4 protein-coding genes are annotated in these 17,638 nt (G+C 75.3%); all 4 read right to left on the bottom strand.

The annotated features are described in order from the left end of the window. Nucleotides 1-4 precede the first annotated feature (4 nt). Nucleotides 5-7,837 carry a non-ribosomal peptide synthetase gene (locus O7628_RS19370; RefSeq protein ID WP_278132512.1) on the bottom strand — a complete coding sequence of 2,611 codons (7,833 nt, stop codon included), beginning with the start codon at nt 7,835-7,837 and terminating at the stop codon, nt 5-7. After that, complete coding sequence (locus O7628_RS19365) at nt 7,834-15,828, bottom strand: non-ribosomal peptide synthetase (protein WP_278132511.1); 7,995 nt, start codon at nt 15,826-15,828, stop codon at nt 7,834-7,836. The genes O7628_RS19370 and O7628_RS19365 overlap by 4 nt, the downstream gene beginning before the upstream one ends. Continuing rightward, entirely contained in the window at nt 15,821-16,087 is a 267-nt protein-coding gene (locus tag O7628_RS19360; protein WP_278132509.1) for an MbtH family protein, read from the bottom strand. Before O7628_RS19360 ends, O7628_RS19365 begins: the two co-directional genes overlap by 8 nt. Nucleotides 16,088-16,300: 213 nt before the next feature. Next, a complete protein-coding gene (locus O7628_RS19355; RefSeq protein WP_178063601.1) occupies nt 16,301-17,110 on the bottom strand; it encodes a helix-turn-helix domain-containing protein in 810 nt (269 codons plus the stop codon). Between the last annotated feature and the right edge of the window lie 528 nt (nt 17,111-17,638).

Below are 17,638 nucleotides of genomic sequence, written 5' to 3'. Positions count from 1 at the left end.
GTCGTCAACCTTCGTTCGCAGGGGTGGGGGCGGAACCTTCGTGCGCAGGGGTGCGGGTGGCAGGCACCGGTTCGGGCAGGTGCGCGGCCAGCCGGCCGGGGGTGGGGTGCAGCATCAGTTGCAGGACCTCCAGGTCGACGCCGAGCGCCTCGACGCCGTGCACCAGCCGCATCGCCGTGAGCGAGTCCCCGCCGAGGTCGAAGAAGTCGTCGTCGACCCCGGCGGGCACGCCGAGCACCTCGCCGAACAGCGCGCACAGCCGGGCCTCCCAGGCGGTGACCGCCCCGGCGTCGGCTTCCGCTTCGGCGGCCGGTGCCGGCGGCGCGGGCAGGGCCGCGCGGTCGAGCTTGCCGTTCGGCGCGAGCGGCAGCGCGGCGAGTTCGACGATCGCCGCCGGCACCAGGTACGCCGGCAGGCCCGCCGCCAGCTCGGCGCGCAGCAGGGCCGGGTCGAACGGCGCCGCCGGCTGCGGCACCACGTAGCCGACGACGCGGCGGATGCCCGGCACGTCCTCCCGGACCGTCGTCGCCGCGGCGGCCACGCCCGCGCAGCGGGCCAGCGCCGCGTCGATCTCGCCCAGCTCGACGCGGAAGCCCCGCACCTTCACCTGCTGGTCGTCGCGCCCGTGGAACACCACCTGGCCGGCGGCGTCCCACGCCGCCCGGTCGCCGGTGCGGTACATCCGCTCGCCGGGGCCGCCGGACGGGTCGGCCAGGAACCGCTCGGCGGTCAGGGCGGGCCGGCCCAGATAGCCCCGGGCCAGGCCGACGCCGGACAGGTAGAGGTCGCCCACCACGCCCGGCGGTACGGGGCGCAGGCAGCCGTCGAGCACGTGCACCCGGGTGTTCCAGATGGGCCGGCCGATCGGCACGTACGCCGGGCGTGCGCCGGCCGGCACGGGCCAGTGCGTGACGTCCACGGACGCCTCGGTGGGCCCGTACAGGTTGTGCAGCTGTGCGCCGCAGGCGGCGTGGAAGCGGTGCGCCAGGTCGGGGTCGAGCGCCTCACCGCTACAGATCACCCGGCGCAGGCCGGCGCAGTACGCGGCGACCGGCTCGGCCAGGAACGCGGCGAGCACCGACGGCACGAAGTGCGCGGTGGTGACCCGGTGCCGGGCGATCAGCCGGGCCAGCCGGGTCGGGTCGCGCTGCTCCTCGGCGTCGGCGACGACGACCGCCGCGCCGGTGGACAGCGGCCAGAACATCTCCCACACCGACACGTCGAAGCTGAGGCTGGTCTTGTGCAGGACCCGGTCGGCGGCGGTCAGCCCGTACTCCTCCTGCATCCAGCGCAGCCGGTTGACGATGCCGGCGTGCGGGACGACCACCCCCTTGGGCCGCCCGGTCGAGCCGGACGTGTAGATGACGTAGGCGGGGTGTCCGGGGCGCAGCGGCGCGCGCCGGTCCCGGTCGGTGGGCGCGGTGGCGGGTTGCCGGTCGAGCAGGTCCGCCACGGCCGGGTCGTCGACGGCGAGGCACCGGTCGGCGGGGCAGCCGTCGGCGACGAGCTGACCGGCGGTGTCCCGGGTCGCGACGACGCAGACGGCCGCGCTGTCGCGGACCATCAGCGCCCGCCGCGCGGCCGGGTAGTCCGGGTCCACCGGCAGGTACGCCGCGCCCGCCTTCACGGCGGCGAGGATCGCCACGAGGCTGGCCGTGGAGCGGGGCAGCCCGACGGCCACCACCCGCTCCGGGCCGGCCCCGCGCGCGATCAGCAGGTGCGCCAGCCGGTTGGCGGCGGCGTCGAGGCCGGCGTAGCTCAGCTCCTCGTCGCCGCAGCGGACGGCCACCGCGTCGGGGGTGCGCCGCGCCTGCGCCTCGACCAGCCCGGCGAGGGTGCCCGAGGCCGGATCACCGAGCGGGTGGGCGGTGTCGTTGGCGTCTGCGAGCAGGCGCAGCTCCGCGCCGGTGAGCGGGGCGAGCCGGGCCACCGGGGTCGCCGGGTCGGCGACGACCGCCCGCAGCAGCGCCGCCAGCCGCTCCAGCACCGCCGCCGCCGTCGCCGCGTCGACCAGGTCGGGCTGGTGGCTGACGCGGACGCGCATCCGGCGGCCGGGCAGCACGACGACGGCCAGCGGGTAGTGGGTGGCGTCGCGGCCCGTCACGGCGGTGATCCGGGCGTCGCCCACGGCCGGCGTGCCGTCGAGCGCGACGGGGTAGTTCTCGAACACGTACAGGGTGTCGAACAGGGCGCCCTGGGTGCCGGCGAGCCGCTGCACCGCGCCCAGCCCGAGGTGCTGGTGCGGCACCAGGGCCGACTGCTCGCCGTGCAGCCGGGTCAGCAGGTCACCGAAGGTCTCCCCCGGGCCGGCGCACACCCGCACCGGCAGCGTGTTGAGGAACAGCCCGACCATCTGCTCGACGCCCGGCAGGTCCGGCGGGCGTCCCGCGACCGGGGTGCCGAACACCACGTCGGCGCGGCCGGTGAGATAGCCGAGCAGCACGCCCCACGTCCCCTGGAGCACGGTGTTGACGGTCACGCCACGTTCCCGGGCCAGGGCGGTCAGCGCCGCCGTCAGCTCCTCGTCCAGCTCCAGGTCGACGTCGCGCGGCAGCGCCGTCGGGTGCGCCGCGCCCGGCCCGGCCAGCAGGGTCGGCTCGGTCAGGCCGGCCAGCGCCGCCCGCCACGCCGACTCGGCGGCGGTCCGGTCCTGCCGGGCCACCCAGGCCAGGTAGTCGCGGAACGGCGCGGGCGGCGGCGGGGCGGCGGCCCCCCGGTGGTGCTCGTAGCCGGCGATGAGGTCGCGCAGCACCAGCGACAGCGACCAGCCGTCGAGGAGGATGTGGTGGTGGGTGAAGTCGAGGCGGTGCCGCTCGGCGTCGAGCCGGACCAGGCTGAACCGCAGCAGCGGCGGCCGGGCCGGGTCGAAGCGCCGCCGCCGTTCGGTGTCGGCGATCCGGGCGGCCTCGGCGTCGCGTTCCGCGGCGGGCAGCGCCGACAGGTCGGTCTCCTGCCACGGCAGCTCCACGCCGTCGCCGAGGACCTGCACCGGCGGGCCGGCGAGCCGCTGCCGGAACGCCGCGCCGAGGTGCGGGTGCCGGGTGAGCAGGCCCTGGGCGGCGCGGCGCAGCGCCTGCGCGTCGAGCGGGCCGGTCAGCTCCAGGGTGAGCTGGGCGGTGTAGACGTCCGCGCCGGCCTCGGCGTACGTGGCGTGGTAGAGGATGCCCTCCTGCAACGGCGCGAGCGGCAGCAGGTCCGTCAGGCGCGGATACTCGGCCCCGATCGCGTCGAGTTCGGCCTGCCCGACGGCGACCAGCGGGAAGTCCGACGGGATCCGGCCCGCCGCCGGTGCCGCCGCGCTGTCGGCCAGCACCTGTAGCGCGCGCAGCCACGCGTCGGCCAGCTCGCGGACCCGGGGCTCGGGCACGGCGTCGCCGGCCCACGTCCAGGTGGCCCGCAGCCGGGGCCCGTCGGCGGTGTCCACGGTCACGGCGTTCAGCGACACGGCGTGCGGCAGCGGCATGTCCGCGTCGACGTCGCCGCCGAGGGCGTCGCCCGCGACGGGCGTCCAGTCGGCCTCCGCCGCGCCGCCGCCGAGCCGGCCCAGGTAGTTGAAGCCGAGCTGCGGGCGGCCCAGCCCGGCGAGTTCGGGGCCGGTGGCCGGGTTGAGGTAACGCAGCAGCCCGTAGCCGATGCCGTTGTCGGGCACGGCCCGCAGCCGCTCCTTGACCTCCCTGACGACGGTGCCGGCGGCGGGTCCGGCGGCCCATACGTCCGCCCAGTCCACGCCGGCCGGGTCCACCCGCAGCGGGAACAGGCTGGTGAACCAGCCGACGGTGCGGGCGAGGTCGACGTGTTCGGTCAGCGGCTGCCGGCCGTGGCTCTCGACGTCGACGAGCAGCCCGCCGGGCCGCTCGGACGCGACCGCGATGGTCAGCGCGGCCAGCAGCACCTCGTCGACCCCGGCGTGGAACGCGTCGGGGACGCGGCGCAGCAGCGCCGCCGACAGCTCCGCCGGCACGGCCTGGGCCAGGCTGCGGGCGGTGCGGGCGGTGTCCCGGGCCGGGTCGGCCGCTCGGGTGCCGACGGGCGGCGGGGCCGCCGCCAGCGCCCCGCGCCACAGGTCCAGCTCGGCGGCGCGCGCCGGCCGGGTCGCCTCCTCGGCGAGCAGCGCCGACCACCGCCGGTACGAGGTGGTGACCGGGGCCAGCTCGGGCCGGGCCCCGGCCGACACCGCCGCCCACGCGGCGGCCAGGTCGGGCAGGAGGATCCCCCAGGAGGTCGCGTCGACGGCGAGGTGGTGGGCGGCCAGCAGCAGCCGGCCCCGGGCCTGCGGGCCGGCGTCGAACCAGACGGCCTGGAGCATGACCCGCGCGGCCGGCGCGAGCCGGGACTGCGCGGCGCGGGCGTGCGCGGCCACGACCGCCCGCAGGGCCGGCTCCTCGTCGGCCGGGTCGACGGGCACCCGGGTCAGCACCGAGGCGGCCGGCACGCTGCCCGGCGCGGCCACGTCGAGCCGCCACGGGCCGTCGGGGCAGGACGGCCGGTCCAGCCGCATCCGCAGCGTGTCGTGCCGGTCGAGGACCGCCTGCACGGCGGCGCGCAGGTCGGCCTCGGTGAGCCCGGCGGGCACGCGCACCACCATGGACTGGTAGTAGCCGTCCACCGGCCCGCCGGCCGCCCGCAGCCACTCCATGATCGGCGTCGGGTCCAGCTCGCCGACCCCGTCGGCGGCGCGGGCGACGGCGGCGTCGCGGGTGCGGTCGGCGGCCACGTCGGCGGCCAGGTCGGCGGCGGCGGCCAGCCGGGCGACGGTCGGGTGGGCGACGACGTCCCGGGGCCGGATGGCCAGCCCCGCGCTCTGCGCCCGGCTGACGAGCTGGATCGACGAGATGCTGTCGCCGCCGAGGCCGAAGAAGCTGTCCCCCACCCCGACGGTGGGCACCCCGAGCACCTCGGCGAACAGGTCGCAGAGCAGCTTCTCGGTGGCGGTGCCCGGCAGGTCGTCGCCGGGGGCGGGCTCCTGGCCGGGCGCGGGCAGGGCCAGCCGGTCGACCTTCCCGTTGGGGGTCAGCGGCAGGGCGGCGAGCCGCACGAAGATGTTCGGCACCATGAACTCGGGCAGGTGGGCGGCGACGAAGGCGCGCACGGCCGCCGGGTCGGGGGCTGGTCCGCCCGCCGCCCCGACGAGGTACGCGACGAGCTGCCGCCCGCCCGTGCCGACCTCGCGGACGACCACCGCCGCCTGGGCGACGGCGTCGTGACGGGTCAGCACCGCCTCCACCTCGCCGGGCTCGATCCGGTGGCCCCGCACCTTCACCTGGTCGTCGACCCGGCCGACGAACTCCAGTTCCCCGTCGGGACGCCAGCGCACCAGGTCGCCGGTGCGGTACATCCGCTCGCCCGGCCCCGAGTACGGGTCGGCGACGAACCGGGTCGCGGTCAGCCCCGGCCGGCGCAGGTAGCCGCGGGCCAGCGCCCGCCCCGACACGTACAGCTCGCCGGCCACCCCGGCGGGGACGAGCCGGAGGCTGTCGTCGAGGACGTACACCTGGCAGTTGCGCACCGGGCGGCCGATGGGCACGGCGGCCCCCGCCCCGACCCGGTCGGCGCGCAGGTCGGCGCTGATGGTGGCGCACACCGTCGTCTCCGTCGGGCCGTACGCGTTGACCATGCGGCGGCCCGGCGCCCAGCGGGTCACCAGCTCGGCGGGCAGCGCCTCGCCGGCCAGCACCAGGGAGCGCAGGGTCGGCAGTGGCTGCACGGCGAGCTGGGTGAGCACTGCCGGGGGCAGCGTCGCGTGGGTGACCCCGTGCGCGCGGACGCACTCGGCGAGCGGCTCGCCGACGAGCAGCCGCTCGGTCGGCACGACCAGCGCCGCGCCGTTGGTCAGCGCCATGCACAGCTCCCAGAAGGAGGCGTCGAAGCTGGGCGAGGCGAACTGGAGGACCCGGGCCCGCCCGTCGACGCCGAGGTGGGCGGCCTGGGTGGCGGCGAGACTGCTGACGCCCCGGTGGGTGACGACGACGCCCTTGGGGCGGCCGGTGGACCCCGACGTGAAGATCACGTACGCGGGGTGGGTCGGCAGCAGCGGGACCCGACGGTCCCGGTCGGTCGGGTCGCGGTCCGGGCGGCCGGCCAGCTCCGCCGCCAGCGCCGGGTCGCGCAGGTCGAGGCGGGGCAGGCCGGCGGCCTCGGCGGCGGCGCGGGCCACCGGCGCGGCGTCCGCCCCGGCGAACACGACGCAGGCCGGCTCGGCGTCGGCCAGCATCTGCTCGACGCGGGGGCGCGGGTATTCCGGGTCGACCGGCAGGTAGCCGCCGCCGGCCTTGGTGACGGCGAGGATCGCGGCGACCAGGTCGACGCCGCGCGGCAGGGCGAGCGCGACGAGCCGCTCCGGGCCGATCCCCCGGGCGACGAGCGCGTGGGCGAGCCGGTTCGCGTCGGCGTTCAGTTCGGCGTACGTCAGCCTCCGCGCGCCGCAGCGCACGGCGACCGCGTCGGGCGTGCGGGCGGCCCACGCCTCCACCAGGGCCGGCAGGGTCGCCACGGGCACCGGGTCGGGGTTGCGGGACTGGGTGGACAGCCGGTGCCGCTCCTCGACGCCGAGCAGGTCGAGCCGCCCGGTGCGGGTCGCCGTCGCGGCAGGCAGGTCGGTCAGCAGCCGGGTGAACCGGCGCAGCAGTCCCCGGGCGAAGGCCGCCGGGAACAGGTCCGGCCGGTACGACAGCCGCAGCCGCAGCCGGGTGCCGGCCGCCGCGTTGAGGCTCAGCGGATAGTGGGCGGCGTCGTCCGCGCCCGCCTCGACGCGCAGCGGCCCGCAGCGCAGCTCCCCGGACTCGGGGAAGTTCTCGAACGCGACGCAGGTGTCGAACAGCTCGCCCGTCCCGGCGACCTTCTGCACGTCGGCGAGGCCGAGGTGGTGGTGTTCGATGAGGTGCGCCTGCTCGTGCTGGATCCGCGTCAGCAGCGCCGACAGCGGTTCGTCGCGGCGCAGCCGCACGCGCACCGGCACGACGTTCATCAGCAGGCCGACCATGCTCTCCGCGCCGGCCAGCTCGGGGGGCCGCCCGGACACGGCCGCGCCGAACGTCACGTCGGAGCGGCCGGTGAGCTGGCCGACGAGCAGCGCCCACGCGGCCTGGACGACGGTGTTGACGGTGAGGTCGTGCCGGCGGGCGAACGCGACGAGGTCCGCCGTGTCCTGCGGCCCGAGTTCGCCGGGCAGGCTGCCCGGCCACACGGGGGCGCGGGTGGGGTCGGCGGGGGCGACGAGGGTCGGCCCGTCGAGGTCGGCCAGCGCCGCCCGCCAGGCCGCCTCGGCGCGCGGCCGGTCCTGCGCGGCGAGCCAGGCGAGGAAGTCCCGGTACGGCACCGGCGGCGGCAGCGCCGCGCCGTCGCCCCCGTGCTCGTAGAGGGCGCACAGCTCGCGGATGAGCAGGGACGTGGACCAGCCGTCGAGCAGGATGTGGTGGTACGTGACGACGAGCCGGTGCCGGTCGCCGTCGACGCGGATCAGCCGGAACACGATCAGCGGGGCCCGCCGCAGGTCGAACCGGCGGCCCTGGTCGGCCTCGGTGTGCCGGGCGAGGGCGGCGTCGGGGTCCTCCCCCGGCTCGACGGTCACCTCCGTCCACGACAGGCCCGCCCCCGTGGTGATCACCTGCACGGGGGCGCCGGAGCGGCGTTCCCGGAAGCTGGCCCGCAGGTTGGGGTGCCGGCGCAGCAGCCCTTCCGCCGCCGCCTTCAGCGCGGCGGCGTCGAGGGGGCCGTGCAGGTCGAGGATGAGCTGCGCGGTCTGCACCTCCGGGCCGGCGCTGCCCTGCCAGGAGTGGAACATCATCCCGGCCTGCAACGGCGCCAGCGGCAGGATGTCCTCGATGTTCGACGTCGTCATGACACCGCTCCCTGTTCCGCCGCGAGCTCCTGCTCAAGGTCGTCGATCTCGTCCTGGGTCAGCGAGACCAGCGACAGGTCCGCCGGCGTGTGACCGCCGACGGACGGCGTCGCCGAGCTGGCCACGACGGCCTCCAGGGCGGCGTGCCAGTCGTCGGCCAGGTCGGCCACGTCGGTCTCGGCCAGCAGCCCTGCCGGCCACGACCAGGTGGTACGCAACTGCGGCCCGGCCGGGCCGTCGACGGTGACGGCCCCGATCTCCAGGGCGTGCGGCACGGGGTCACCCGCGTCGGCCCCGCCCCGCAGCACGAGGCCCTCCTCCGCCGGCCCCCAGTCGTCCGGCTCGGCGGCGGGGAACCGGCCGAGGTAGTTGAAGGCCACCTGCGGGGCCGGCAGCCGGGCGAGCGCGGGGCCGGTCCGGGGGTCGAGGTAGCGCAGCACGCCGTACCCGCCGGCCGGGGGCAGGGCGGTGAGCTGGTCCCTGACCCGCTTGACGGCGGCGCTGACGGCCGGGCCGCCGGTGCGCGCCTGCGCCCCGTCGACGGGGCCCGGGTCGAGCCGCACGGGGTGGATGCGGGTGAACCAGCCGACGGTGCGGGACAGGTCGGCGTCGGGCACGAGCCCGTCGCGGCCGTGCCCCTCCAGGGCGACCAGCACCCCGTCGGAGCCGCCCCGACCCCGCCGGGCCAGCCACGGCGGCAGTGCCAGCGCCAGGGCGCTCAGCAGGATCTCGTCCACCCCCGTCCGGTACGCGGCCGGGGCCGTGGTCAGCGCGGCCAGGGTGCAGGCCGTCGACGCGGTGCGGGTGACGCTGCGCAGCCGCCCGTGGACGTCGACGCGGCGGTCGAGGGGCCGGTCGCCCAGGGGCGGGTCGGGCCGGTCCAGCAGCCGCGTCCAGGCGGCCAACTCGTCGGCGCGGGTCGGCCCGTCAACCAGCGCCGCGACCTGCCGCGCCCAGGCGCGCAGCGTGGTGCCCGCCGGCTCCAACTCCGGCCGCCGCCCGGCGTCGAGCGCGGCGCAGGCCGCGCGCAGGTCGGCCAGCAGGATCCGCCACGACACCCCGTCGACGGCGAAGTGGTGCACGACCAGCAGCAGCCGGTTCCCGACGTGCGGGCCGGCGGCGAACCAGACGGCCTGCACGAGGACGCCGTCGGCGGGGCGCAGCCGCTCGCGGGCGGCCCGCGCCTGCGCGGCGATCAGCGCCGGCCGGTCGGCCGTGTCGGCGTCGGCGAGGTCGACGACGCGCAGGCAGTCGTCGGCGCGTACCGCCCCGGCGGGCGGGATCTCCAGCTCCCACGGCCCGTCGCCCGGCCCGGTGCGGGCCCGCATCCGCAGCGCGGGGTGGTGGTCGAGCAGCGCCTGCACGGCCTCGCGGACCCGCTCGACGGTCTGCCCGGCGGGCACCCGCACCAGCATCGACTGGCTGAACGCGTCCAGCGGGCCGCCGAGTTCCTCCCGGGCCCAGGCCATGATCGGCGTCAGCGGCACCGCCCCGGTGCCGTCGTCGGCCGGGCCGGCGTCGACGCCGTCCACGGTGGTCGCCACGGCGGCCAGGGCGCGCACGGTGCGCTGCTGGTAGACGTCCTTCGGCTTGAGGCGCAGGCCGGCGCGGCGGGCCCGGCTGACGAGCTGGATGGACATGATGCTGTCGCCGCCGAGGCCGAAGAAACTGCCGTCGATGCCCAGCTCGGGCACCCCGAGCAGCTCGGCGAAGAGGTCGCACAGGATGCGTTCGGCCGGGGTACGCGGGGCCGGGCCGGTGAGCGACCCGTCGAGTTCGGGCTCGGGCAGCGCCGCCCGGTCGACCTTCCCGGTCGGGGTCAGCGGCAGCGCGTCGAGCACCACGAGCCGCGCCGGCAGCAGGTACTCGGGAAGCTGGTGGCGCAGCCACTCGCGCACCTGCGCCGCCGTGAGGGTGGCGGGGCCGGCGGGGGTGACGTAGCCGACGAGCCCGGCGCGTCCCGCCTCGTCGGGGCGGGTCACCACGACGGCCGCGCCGACGTCCGGGTGCCGGGCGATCGTCGCCTCGACCTCCCCGGGCTCGACCCGGAAGCCCCGGATGTTGACCATGTTGTCGACGCGGCCGGCGTACTCCAGGTCGCCGTCGGGGCGCAGCCGCACCCGGTCGCCGGTGCGGTAGAGCCGGCCGCCGGGCGGGCTGGCGTACGGGTCGGCGACGAACCGCTCCGCCGTGAGCCCGGGCCGCCCGACGTACCCGCGCGCCAGCCGCGCGCCGCCGACGTAGAGTTCGCCGACCGCGCCGGGCGGCACGGGCACGAGCATCGGGTCGAGGACGTGCGCGGTCAGGCCGGCCACCTCGCGGCCGATCCGGCTGAGGCCGTCGCCGACGTCGTCGGGCCCGAGGGTGCGGGCGGTGACGTGCACGGTGGTCTCGGTGATCCCGTACATGTTGACCAGTCGCGGCCGGTCCCAGCCGTGCCGGGCGGCCCACCGCCGCACCGAGGCGTGCTCCAGGGCCTCGCCGCCGAAGACCACCCAGCGCAGCGCGTGGGGCCGGTCGGCGCGGGAGTCCACGTCCTCGAACTGGGCGAACGAGGAGGGGGTCTGGTTCAGCACGGTGACCCCGGCGTCGGTGACGAGGCGGTGGAAGTCCTCGGGGTTGCGGGAGACCCAGTAGGGCACCACGACGACCCGGCCGCCGGTGCTCAGCGCGCCCCAGATCTCCCACACGGAGAAGTCGAACGACGAGCTGTGGAACATGGACCAGACGTCGTCGGGGCCGGCGGTCAGGAACTCCTCGCCCCAGTGCAGCAGGCGGGCGACGGCGGAGTGCGGGACGGTGACGCCCTTGGGGCGGCCGGTCGAGCCCGACGTGTAGATCACATACGCCGCGCTGTCGCCTGTCGTCGGCACCGGAGGAACCGCCTCCACCGGCTCCGCAGCCTCCGCGTCGACCTCCACCACCCGCCACGGACCCGACGGCAACCGACCCGCCGCACCCGCAGCACCCAACACCACCGACACACCCGAATCGGCCAACATCCACGACAACCGCTCCGCCGGATAATCAACATCCAACGGCACATACGCCCCACCAGCCTTCAACACCCCCAGACACCACACCACCAACTCCACCGACCGCCCACCACACACCCCCACCAACGAACCCCCACCAACCCCCAACCCCCGCAACAACCCCGCCACCACATCCGACCGCACACCCAACTCCCCATACGTCAACACCACCTCCCCACACACCACCGCCACCGCACCCGGCGACCGCTCCACCCACCGACCCACCAACTCGTGCACCAGCAGCGCGCGGTCGGCCGGCTCCGGTTCCCGGGCCGCCGCCGACCAGGAGGCGAGCAGGGACCGCTCCGCAGCGCCGGCCAGCGGCTCGCGCAGGTACCGGCGGTCCGGCGCGGTCACCATGTCCCACAGGGCGGCCACGAACCAGTCGCGCAGCAGCCGCACCTGTTCGGCCCGGACGGCGTCGGTGTGGAAGTCCATGGCCAGCAGCACCCGGTCGGAGACGGGGTCGCGGACGACGCCGATGTTGAGCGGGAAGTTCGTCGGCTCGGCGCGGACGGTGGAGAAGCTGCCGATCTTGCCGTCGAGGATCTCGGTGCCCCGGCCGGAGAGCATCTCGGCCATCACGTGGAAGTGGTTGTAGACGAAGTTGACGTTGACCGGCTGGTCCATGCCGAGCCGGCGCTGCATCTCGGCCATGGGGAAGCGGCGGTGCGGCAGCATGTCGCGCTCGGCCGCGAAGACCGCGGCGATCAGGTCCGTCCACGTGCCGTCGGGCAGCGCCAGCCGGAACGGCAGCGTGTTGAGGAACAGCCCCCGCACGTCGTCGCCGCCGGCCTCCTCCGGCCGGCCGTTGGCGGTCACCCCGACCAGGACGTCGGTCGCGCCGGTGGCGTAGCCGACCGTACGCAGGCAGGCCGCGACGAAGAGGGCCTTCAGCGGGGTGCCGCACCGGTTGGCCAGCTCCCCCAGCGCCGCGCAGAGCTCGGGGCTGAGCACGGTCTCCACCGAGCCGTAGCGCTGACGGGCGTCGGTGGCATACCACCACTCGCCCGCGAAGCGCTGCTCGCCGGGCAGCTCCGGCACGGGCCCGTCGGGCCAGCGCAGCAGCCGGGTGTCCGGCGGCTCGGCCAGCCGCTCGCGCCAGAACCGTTCGGTCTCGGTCGAGGTGAGGGCGGCGCGTTCCAGCTCGACGAAGTCGCGGTACTGCGCGGTCAACGGCGGGTCCGCCGGCTCGACGCCGTCGCGCAGGCCCTGGTAGACCCGCATGATCTCGCTGAGCGTGGAGTGCAGGCTCCAGCCGTCGAAGACGGCGTGGTGCTCGGTGAGCGTCCACTGGAACACGTCGTCGGTGCGGCGGTGCACGTGCATCCGCAGCAGCGGCGGGCGGTCGTGGTCGAACGGGGTGACCCGCTGGTGCTCCAGGTAGGCCCGGACGATCTCGTCCTGCGCCGCCTCGTCGAGGTCGCGCAGGTCGTCGCAGCCGACCGGCAGGACCGCCTCGGCGTGCACGAGCTGGAGCGGCTCGCTGTAGTCGGTGAGCGCCAGCGCCGTACGCAGGATCGGGTGCCGGCGCACGACGTGCGCGACGGCCCGGGAGAAGGCGTCGGCCTCGAACGGCGCGCGCACCTTCATGCTGTCGACGTTGTGGTACGGCAGCCGCTCCGGGTCGCGGGTCATCTCGTAGACCATGCCGACCTGCAACGCCGTCATCGGGTACGCGTCGACGAGCCCGCCCGGCAGGTGGGCCCGGTCGGCGGCGTCGACCAGCTCGAACGGGCGGCGCGTCGGGGCGTCGGGGACGTCGACGACCGTGCAGGCGGCGGCGAGTTCGGCGATCGTGGGGCGGTGGAACAGCTCCTGCAACTCGAAGGTGATGCCGCTGGCGCGGGCCGCGCCGAGCACCCGGATGCTGCGGATCGAGTCGCCGCCGAGGTGGAAGAAGTTGTCGTGCCGGCCCACCTGGACGGGGCCGAGCGCGTCGACCCAGATCTCGGCGAGCCGCCGCTCCACCGGGCCCTGCGGGGGGACGTAGTCGCCGCTGCCGGCGGGGCGGGCCTCCTCGACGGGGTCGGGCAGCCGCCGGTGGTCGGTCTTGCCGCTCGGCGTCAGCGGGATCGCCGCCAGCTCCACGAAGCGCGCCGGCACCATGTAGTCGGGCAGCCGGTCCGCCAGCCACTGCCGCAGCTCGGCGACCGGCACCGCCGACCCGGCCTCCGGCACCACGTACGCGATGAGCTGCGGGGCCCCCGCGTCGTCGGGCCGGATGGTGACGGCCGTGCCGGTGACGCCGGGGAACTGGTGGGCGACGGCCTCGATCTCGGTCAGCTCCACCCGGAAGCCCCGGATCTTGATCTGGCTGTCGGCGCGGCCGGCGTACTCCAGGGTCCCGTCGGGACGCCACCGGGCCAGGTCGCCGCTGCGGTAGAGGCGCGCGCCCGGCTCGTCGCCGACCGGGTCCGCCACGAAGCGTCCGGCGGTCAGCCCGGGCTGGCCGAGGTAGCCCCGGGCGACCCCGGGCCCGCCGACGTACATCTCGCCGATGACGCCGACCGGGCAGGGCCGCAGGTTCCCGTCGAGGACGTGGATCGCCAGGTCCGCCAGCGGGCGGCCGATCTGGGTGAGGGCGCGGGTCAGGTCGTCGGCCCCGACCTCGCGGAACGTGTTGTGCACGGTGGTCTCGGTGATCCCGTACATGTTGACCAGGCGCGGCCGGTCCCAGCCGTGCCGGGCGGCCCACCGGCGCACCGACCCGTGGTCGAGGGCCTCACCGGCGAAGACGACGTAGCGCAGCGCCAGCGGGTTCGACTGCCGGTGCGGGTCGGCGAGGCGGGCGTCGGCGGCCTCGAACTGGACGAACGCGGACGGGGTCTGGCTGAACACGGTCACGCCCGCGTCCCGCACGAGCGCGTGCAGGTCGTCGGGGCTGCGGGAGACCCAGTAGGGCACCACGACCAGCCGACCGCCGGTGCCCAGCGCGCCCCACGTCTCCCAGACGCAGACGTCGAACGACGAGCTGTGGAACATGGACCAGACGTCGTCGGGGCCGAAGCTGAAGTCGCGGGCGGCCGAGGCGAACAGCCGGACCGCGTTGCGGTGGGTCACGGTGACGCCCTTGGGGCGGCCGGTCGACCCCGACGTGTAGATCACATACGCCGCGCTGTCGCCTGTCGTCGGCACCGGAGGAACCGCCTCCACCGGCTCCGCAGCCTCCGCGTCGACCTCCACCACCCGCCACGGACCCGACGGCAACCGACCCGCCGCACCCGCAGCACCCAACACCACCGACACACCCGAATCGGCCAACATCCACGACAACCGCTCCGCCGGATAATCAACATCCAACGGCACATACGCCCCACCAGCCTTCAACACCCCCAGACACCACACCACCAACTCCACCGACCGCCCACCACACACCCCCACCAACGAACCCCCACCAACCCCCAACCCCCGCAACAACCCCGCCACCACATCCGACCGCACACCCAACTCCCCATACGTCAACACCACCTCCCCACACACCACCGCCACCGCACCCGGCGACCGCTCCACCCACCGCCCCACCAACTCGTGCACCGTCAGGTCGGCGTCGTCACCCGCCGCCGACGTCTGGGCCGCCGACCAGGACCGGATCAGCGACCGCTCGGCGGCGTCCGTCGCGGCGAGCTGCCCGATCGCCAGCCGGGGCTGGTCGAGCGCGCTCGACAGCAGGCACGACCAGTGCCGGAAGAAGTACTCGACCGAGTCGCGGCCGAACAGGTCCGTGCAGTACTCGATCTCGATGTCGAAGCGGTCGCCGTCGTCGTAGACGGTGAACGTGAGGTCCAGCTTCGCAGTGTCCGTGGGCACGAACTCGCGGGTGAGGAACGACGCGCCGGCCCCCGCCCCGGCTCCGCCCGCGACGCCGGCCCCGGCCGCCGGCCCGGTCTCGTGGAACGCGAACAGCACCTGCACGAGCGGGCCGTGGCTGGGCACCCGCTGCGGCACGAGGCGGTTGACCAGCCGGTCGAACGGCACGTCGAGATGCTCCAGGGCGTCCAGCACCGACTCCTGGGTGCGCGCCACGACGGCCTCGAACGTCGGCTCGCCGCCCACGTCGGTGCGGGCCACCATCGTGCCGGCGAACAGGCCGACCACGTCCAGGAAGCGGCTGTCCCCCCGGCCGGCGACCGGCGAGCCGACGACGAGATCGGTCTGCCCGGTCTGCCGGTGCAGGAAGACGTGGAAGGCCGCCAGCAGCACCACGTACGGCGTGACGCCGCTGGCCGCCGCCAGGGCCCGCACCCGGTCCCGGACGTCGGGGTCCACGGTGAACCGCAGGGTCTCGCCCCGGTAGGTGAAATCGCGGGGCCGGGGCCGGTCGCGGCCGAGTTCGAGCAGCTCCGGCGCGCCCCGCAGCTGCTCGACGCGCCGGTCGAGGTCCCGCTGCGCCCGCGGCCCGGCCAGCCATTCCTGCTGCCGGGCGCAGTGCTCGACGTACGTGGCCTCCGCCGGGGGCGGGACGGGAGCGCCGCCCAGGCCGGCGGCCAGGTCGCGTTCGACGATCTCCAGCGAGAGGCCGTCGACGGCGATGTGGTGGAACGTGAGGTGGAGCAGCCGCACCTGGTCGTCGACGGCGAACACCGCCGCGCGGACCAGGGGCCCGGCGCTCAGGTCGAACGGCCGGCGGGACACCTCCCGCACCACCTCGGCGCACCGGGCGTCACGCTCGGCGGCCGGGCAGCCGGTGAGGTCGTGCACCTCCAGGGGCACTTCGCGGGCCCGCAGCAGGCGCTGCACCGGCTCGCCGTCGATCTCCGCGAAGGCCGTGAACAGCGCGTCGTGCCGGGCCAGCAGGCGGCCGACGGTGGCGACGACCTCCGGCAGTGGCACGGCGTCGCGCAGCCGCCACGACACCGGCACGTGGTAGGCGGCGCTGGCCGGCGTCAGCCGGTCGATGAACCACAGCCGCTGCTGCTCGCTACTCAGCGGCCAGTGCCGGTCGTCCTCACCCATGGGACGCGGCGTTCTCGGCCTGGTCCATGTTCCCGGCCTGGTCCATGTTTCCGGCCTGGTCCATGGCGAGGGCGAGGCTCTTCGGCCGCATGTCCTGCCAGTTCTCCTCGACGAAGCGCAGCGCGTCGTCGCGCCCGCCCGGCCCCCATGCCACGGTCCAACCCGCCGGCGCCTCGGCGAATTCCGGCCACAACGAGTGCTGCGACTCGGCGTTCACCACCACCAGAAACGTGCCGTCCGCATCGTCGAATGGATTCATGATCCGCCTCCGGTCCACATCGATGCCGCAGGGAGTCCACATAGCCCCCGGAAGCGGCCGTGCAGAATCCTGCCGGGCGATAGCGGCGGCAGCCAGAAATTGCCACTTTCACCAAGTGGCAGTTGGTGTAAACGGTTTCCGCAGGGGCGCGCGGACAGCCGGATGCCGGCGGCGGCGAAAAACGCCGCGGGGCAAGCGGGAGATGAAAGGCGGCTACGCGGCCTCGGCCACCGGAATCAGCGAGACGATCTGCAGCTCACTCGCGCTCGGATCGGTGAGGGTCACGACGTCGACAAGCGTCGTGCGGTGCTCGCTGAGCCGGATGCCCCGCCTGGACCGCAACGCGCACCCGTACGCGGCGTGGGCGTTCCACAGGCAACGGGCCTCGGGACTGGTTTCCAGGCAGGCGTCCACCAGGGCGGCGATCCCCGCGTCCTGGGGGTGCAGCGCCTGGGCGATACGCATCTGGGTGAGCAGCGGCGCCGCCCAGTCGGTCTCCCAGTTGACCAGCCGGCGGCGCGCGTCGGCGTCGGTCAGCAGCCAGCGGGGATAGCTGGGATCGCTGCGCAGCCAGGGATAATAGGCCTCGCACACCTCGTTGTGCAGCACCACCCGCGCATACCGGTCGAGGACGTAGGTCGCCCAGCGCTGCCCCTCGACGAACTGGCGCAGGGCGGGGCCGAGGACGACGGCGGTCGCGCCGACCGTCGACGGCGCCGGCATCCGGCCGACCGCCAGGAGGTACAGCAGCTCCCGCTCGCGCCGGTCGAGGCGCAGCGCCTCGGCGACCGCGTCGAGGAAGGCGTCCGAGTAGTTGGCCCGCACCCCGCGTTCCAGGTTGCTGTACCAGACGACGCTCACCCCGACGATCTCCGCGATCTCCTCCTGGGTGACGGTCGACCGACGGGCCCGACGCCTGCGGACAACCTGCCGGTCCTCGGGCACCAGCCGGTGCCGCCAGGCTCTGACGCAGGCGGCCAACTCGCTGTTCTGATCCGCCGAGACCTGCCGGATGGCAACCATTTCTACCTCGTTCTGGCGCAGCCGTGAATGATTGTTCCACGCATTTGGACCTGCACCGAAATGGAACACCGGCCACCGGTCACCCGGCTCTGCCAAGAGCCGGAAGCAGGGCGGATCGATCGGTCGACGGCTGCCCGTCGCCGGGACCGAGTGATCCTGTGTACGCCACATTCGGCCGAATAGGCCAAAGCCAGCTCGCGACGACACCGACACAATCGCGCCCAGCGACCGTCACGAATGTGGATGCTACCGCTCGGGGACCCGGACACCAATAGCTGCGTATCGAGAAGATCACGGTCCGGTCATCTACCCGAAATCTTTCCACCGACCTGCACCAACTCGTCACGGACTTGGCCACCCTGCCCCCTTGGCCACGTGCACGGGCGTGCGCACTACTTGCCCGTGATGGCCCTGTTGCGTAGATCGTGACCCGGGCCGAGGCCCGCGCGGCACACCCCCGCGCCGACCGACGACCGCAATACATTCAAGTACGGCTCTCCATTCGCGCGACCGCAATTCACAACGGAT

The sequence above is a fragment of the Micromonospora sp. WMMD956 genome, from assembly GCF_029626125.1.
GTDB lineage: Bacteria > Actinomycetota > Actinomycetes > Mycobacteriales > Micromonosporaceae > Micromonospora > Micromonospora carbonacea.
This window is presented reverse-complemented; position numbering and strand designations above follow the sequence as displayed.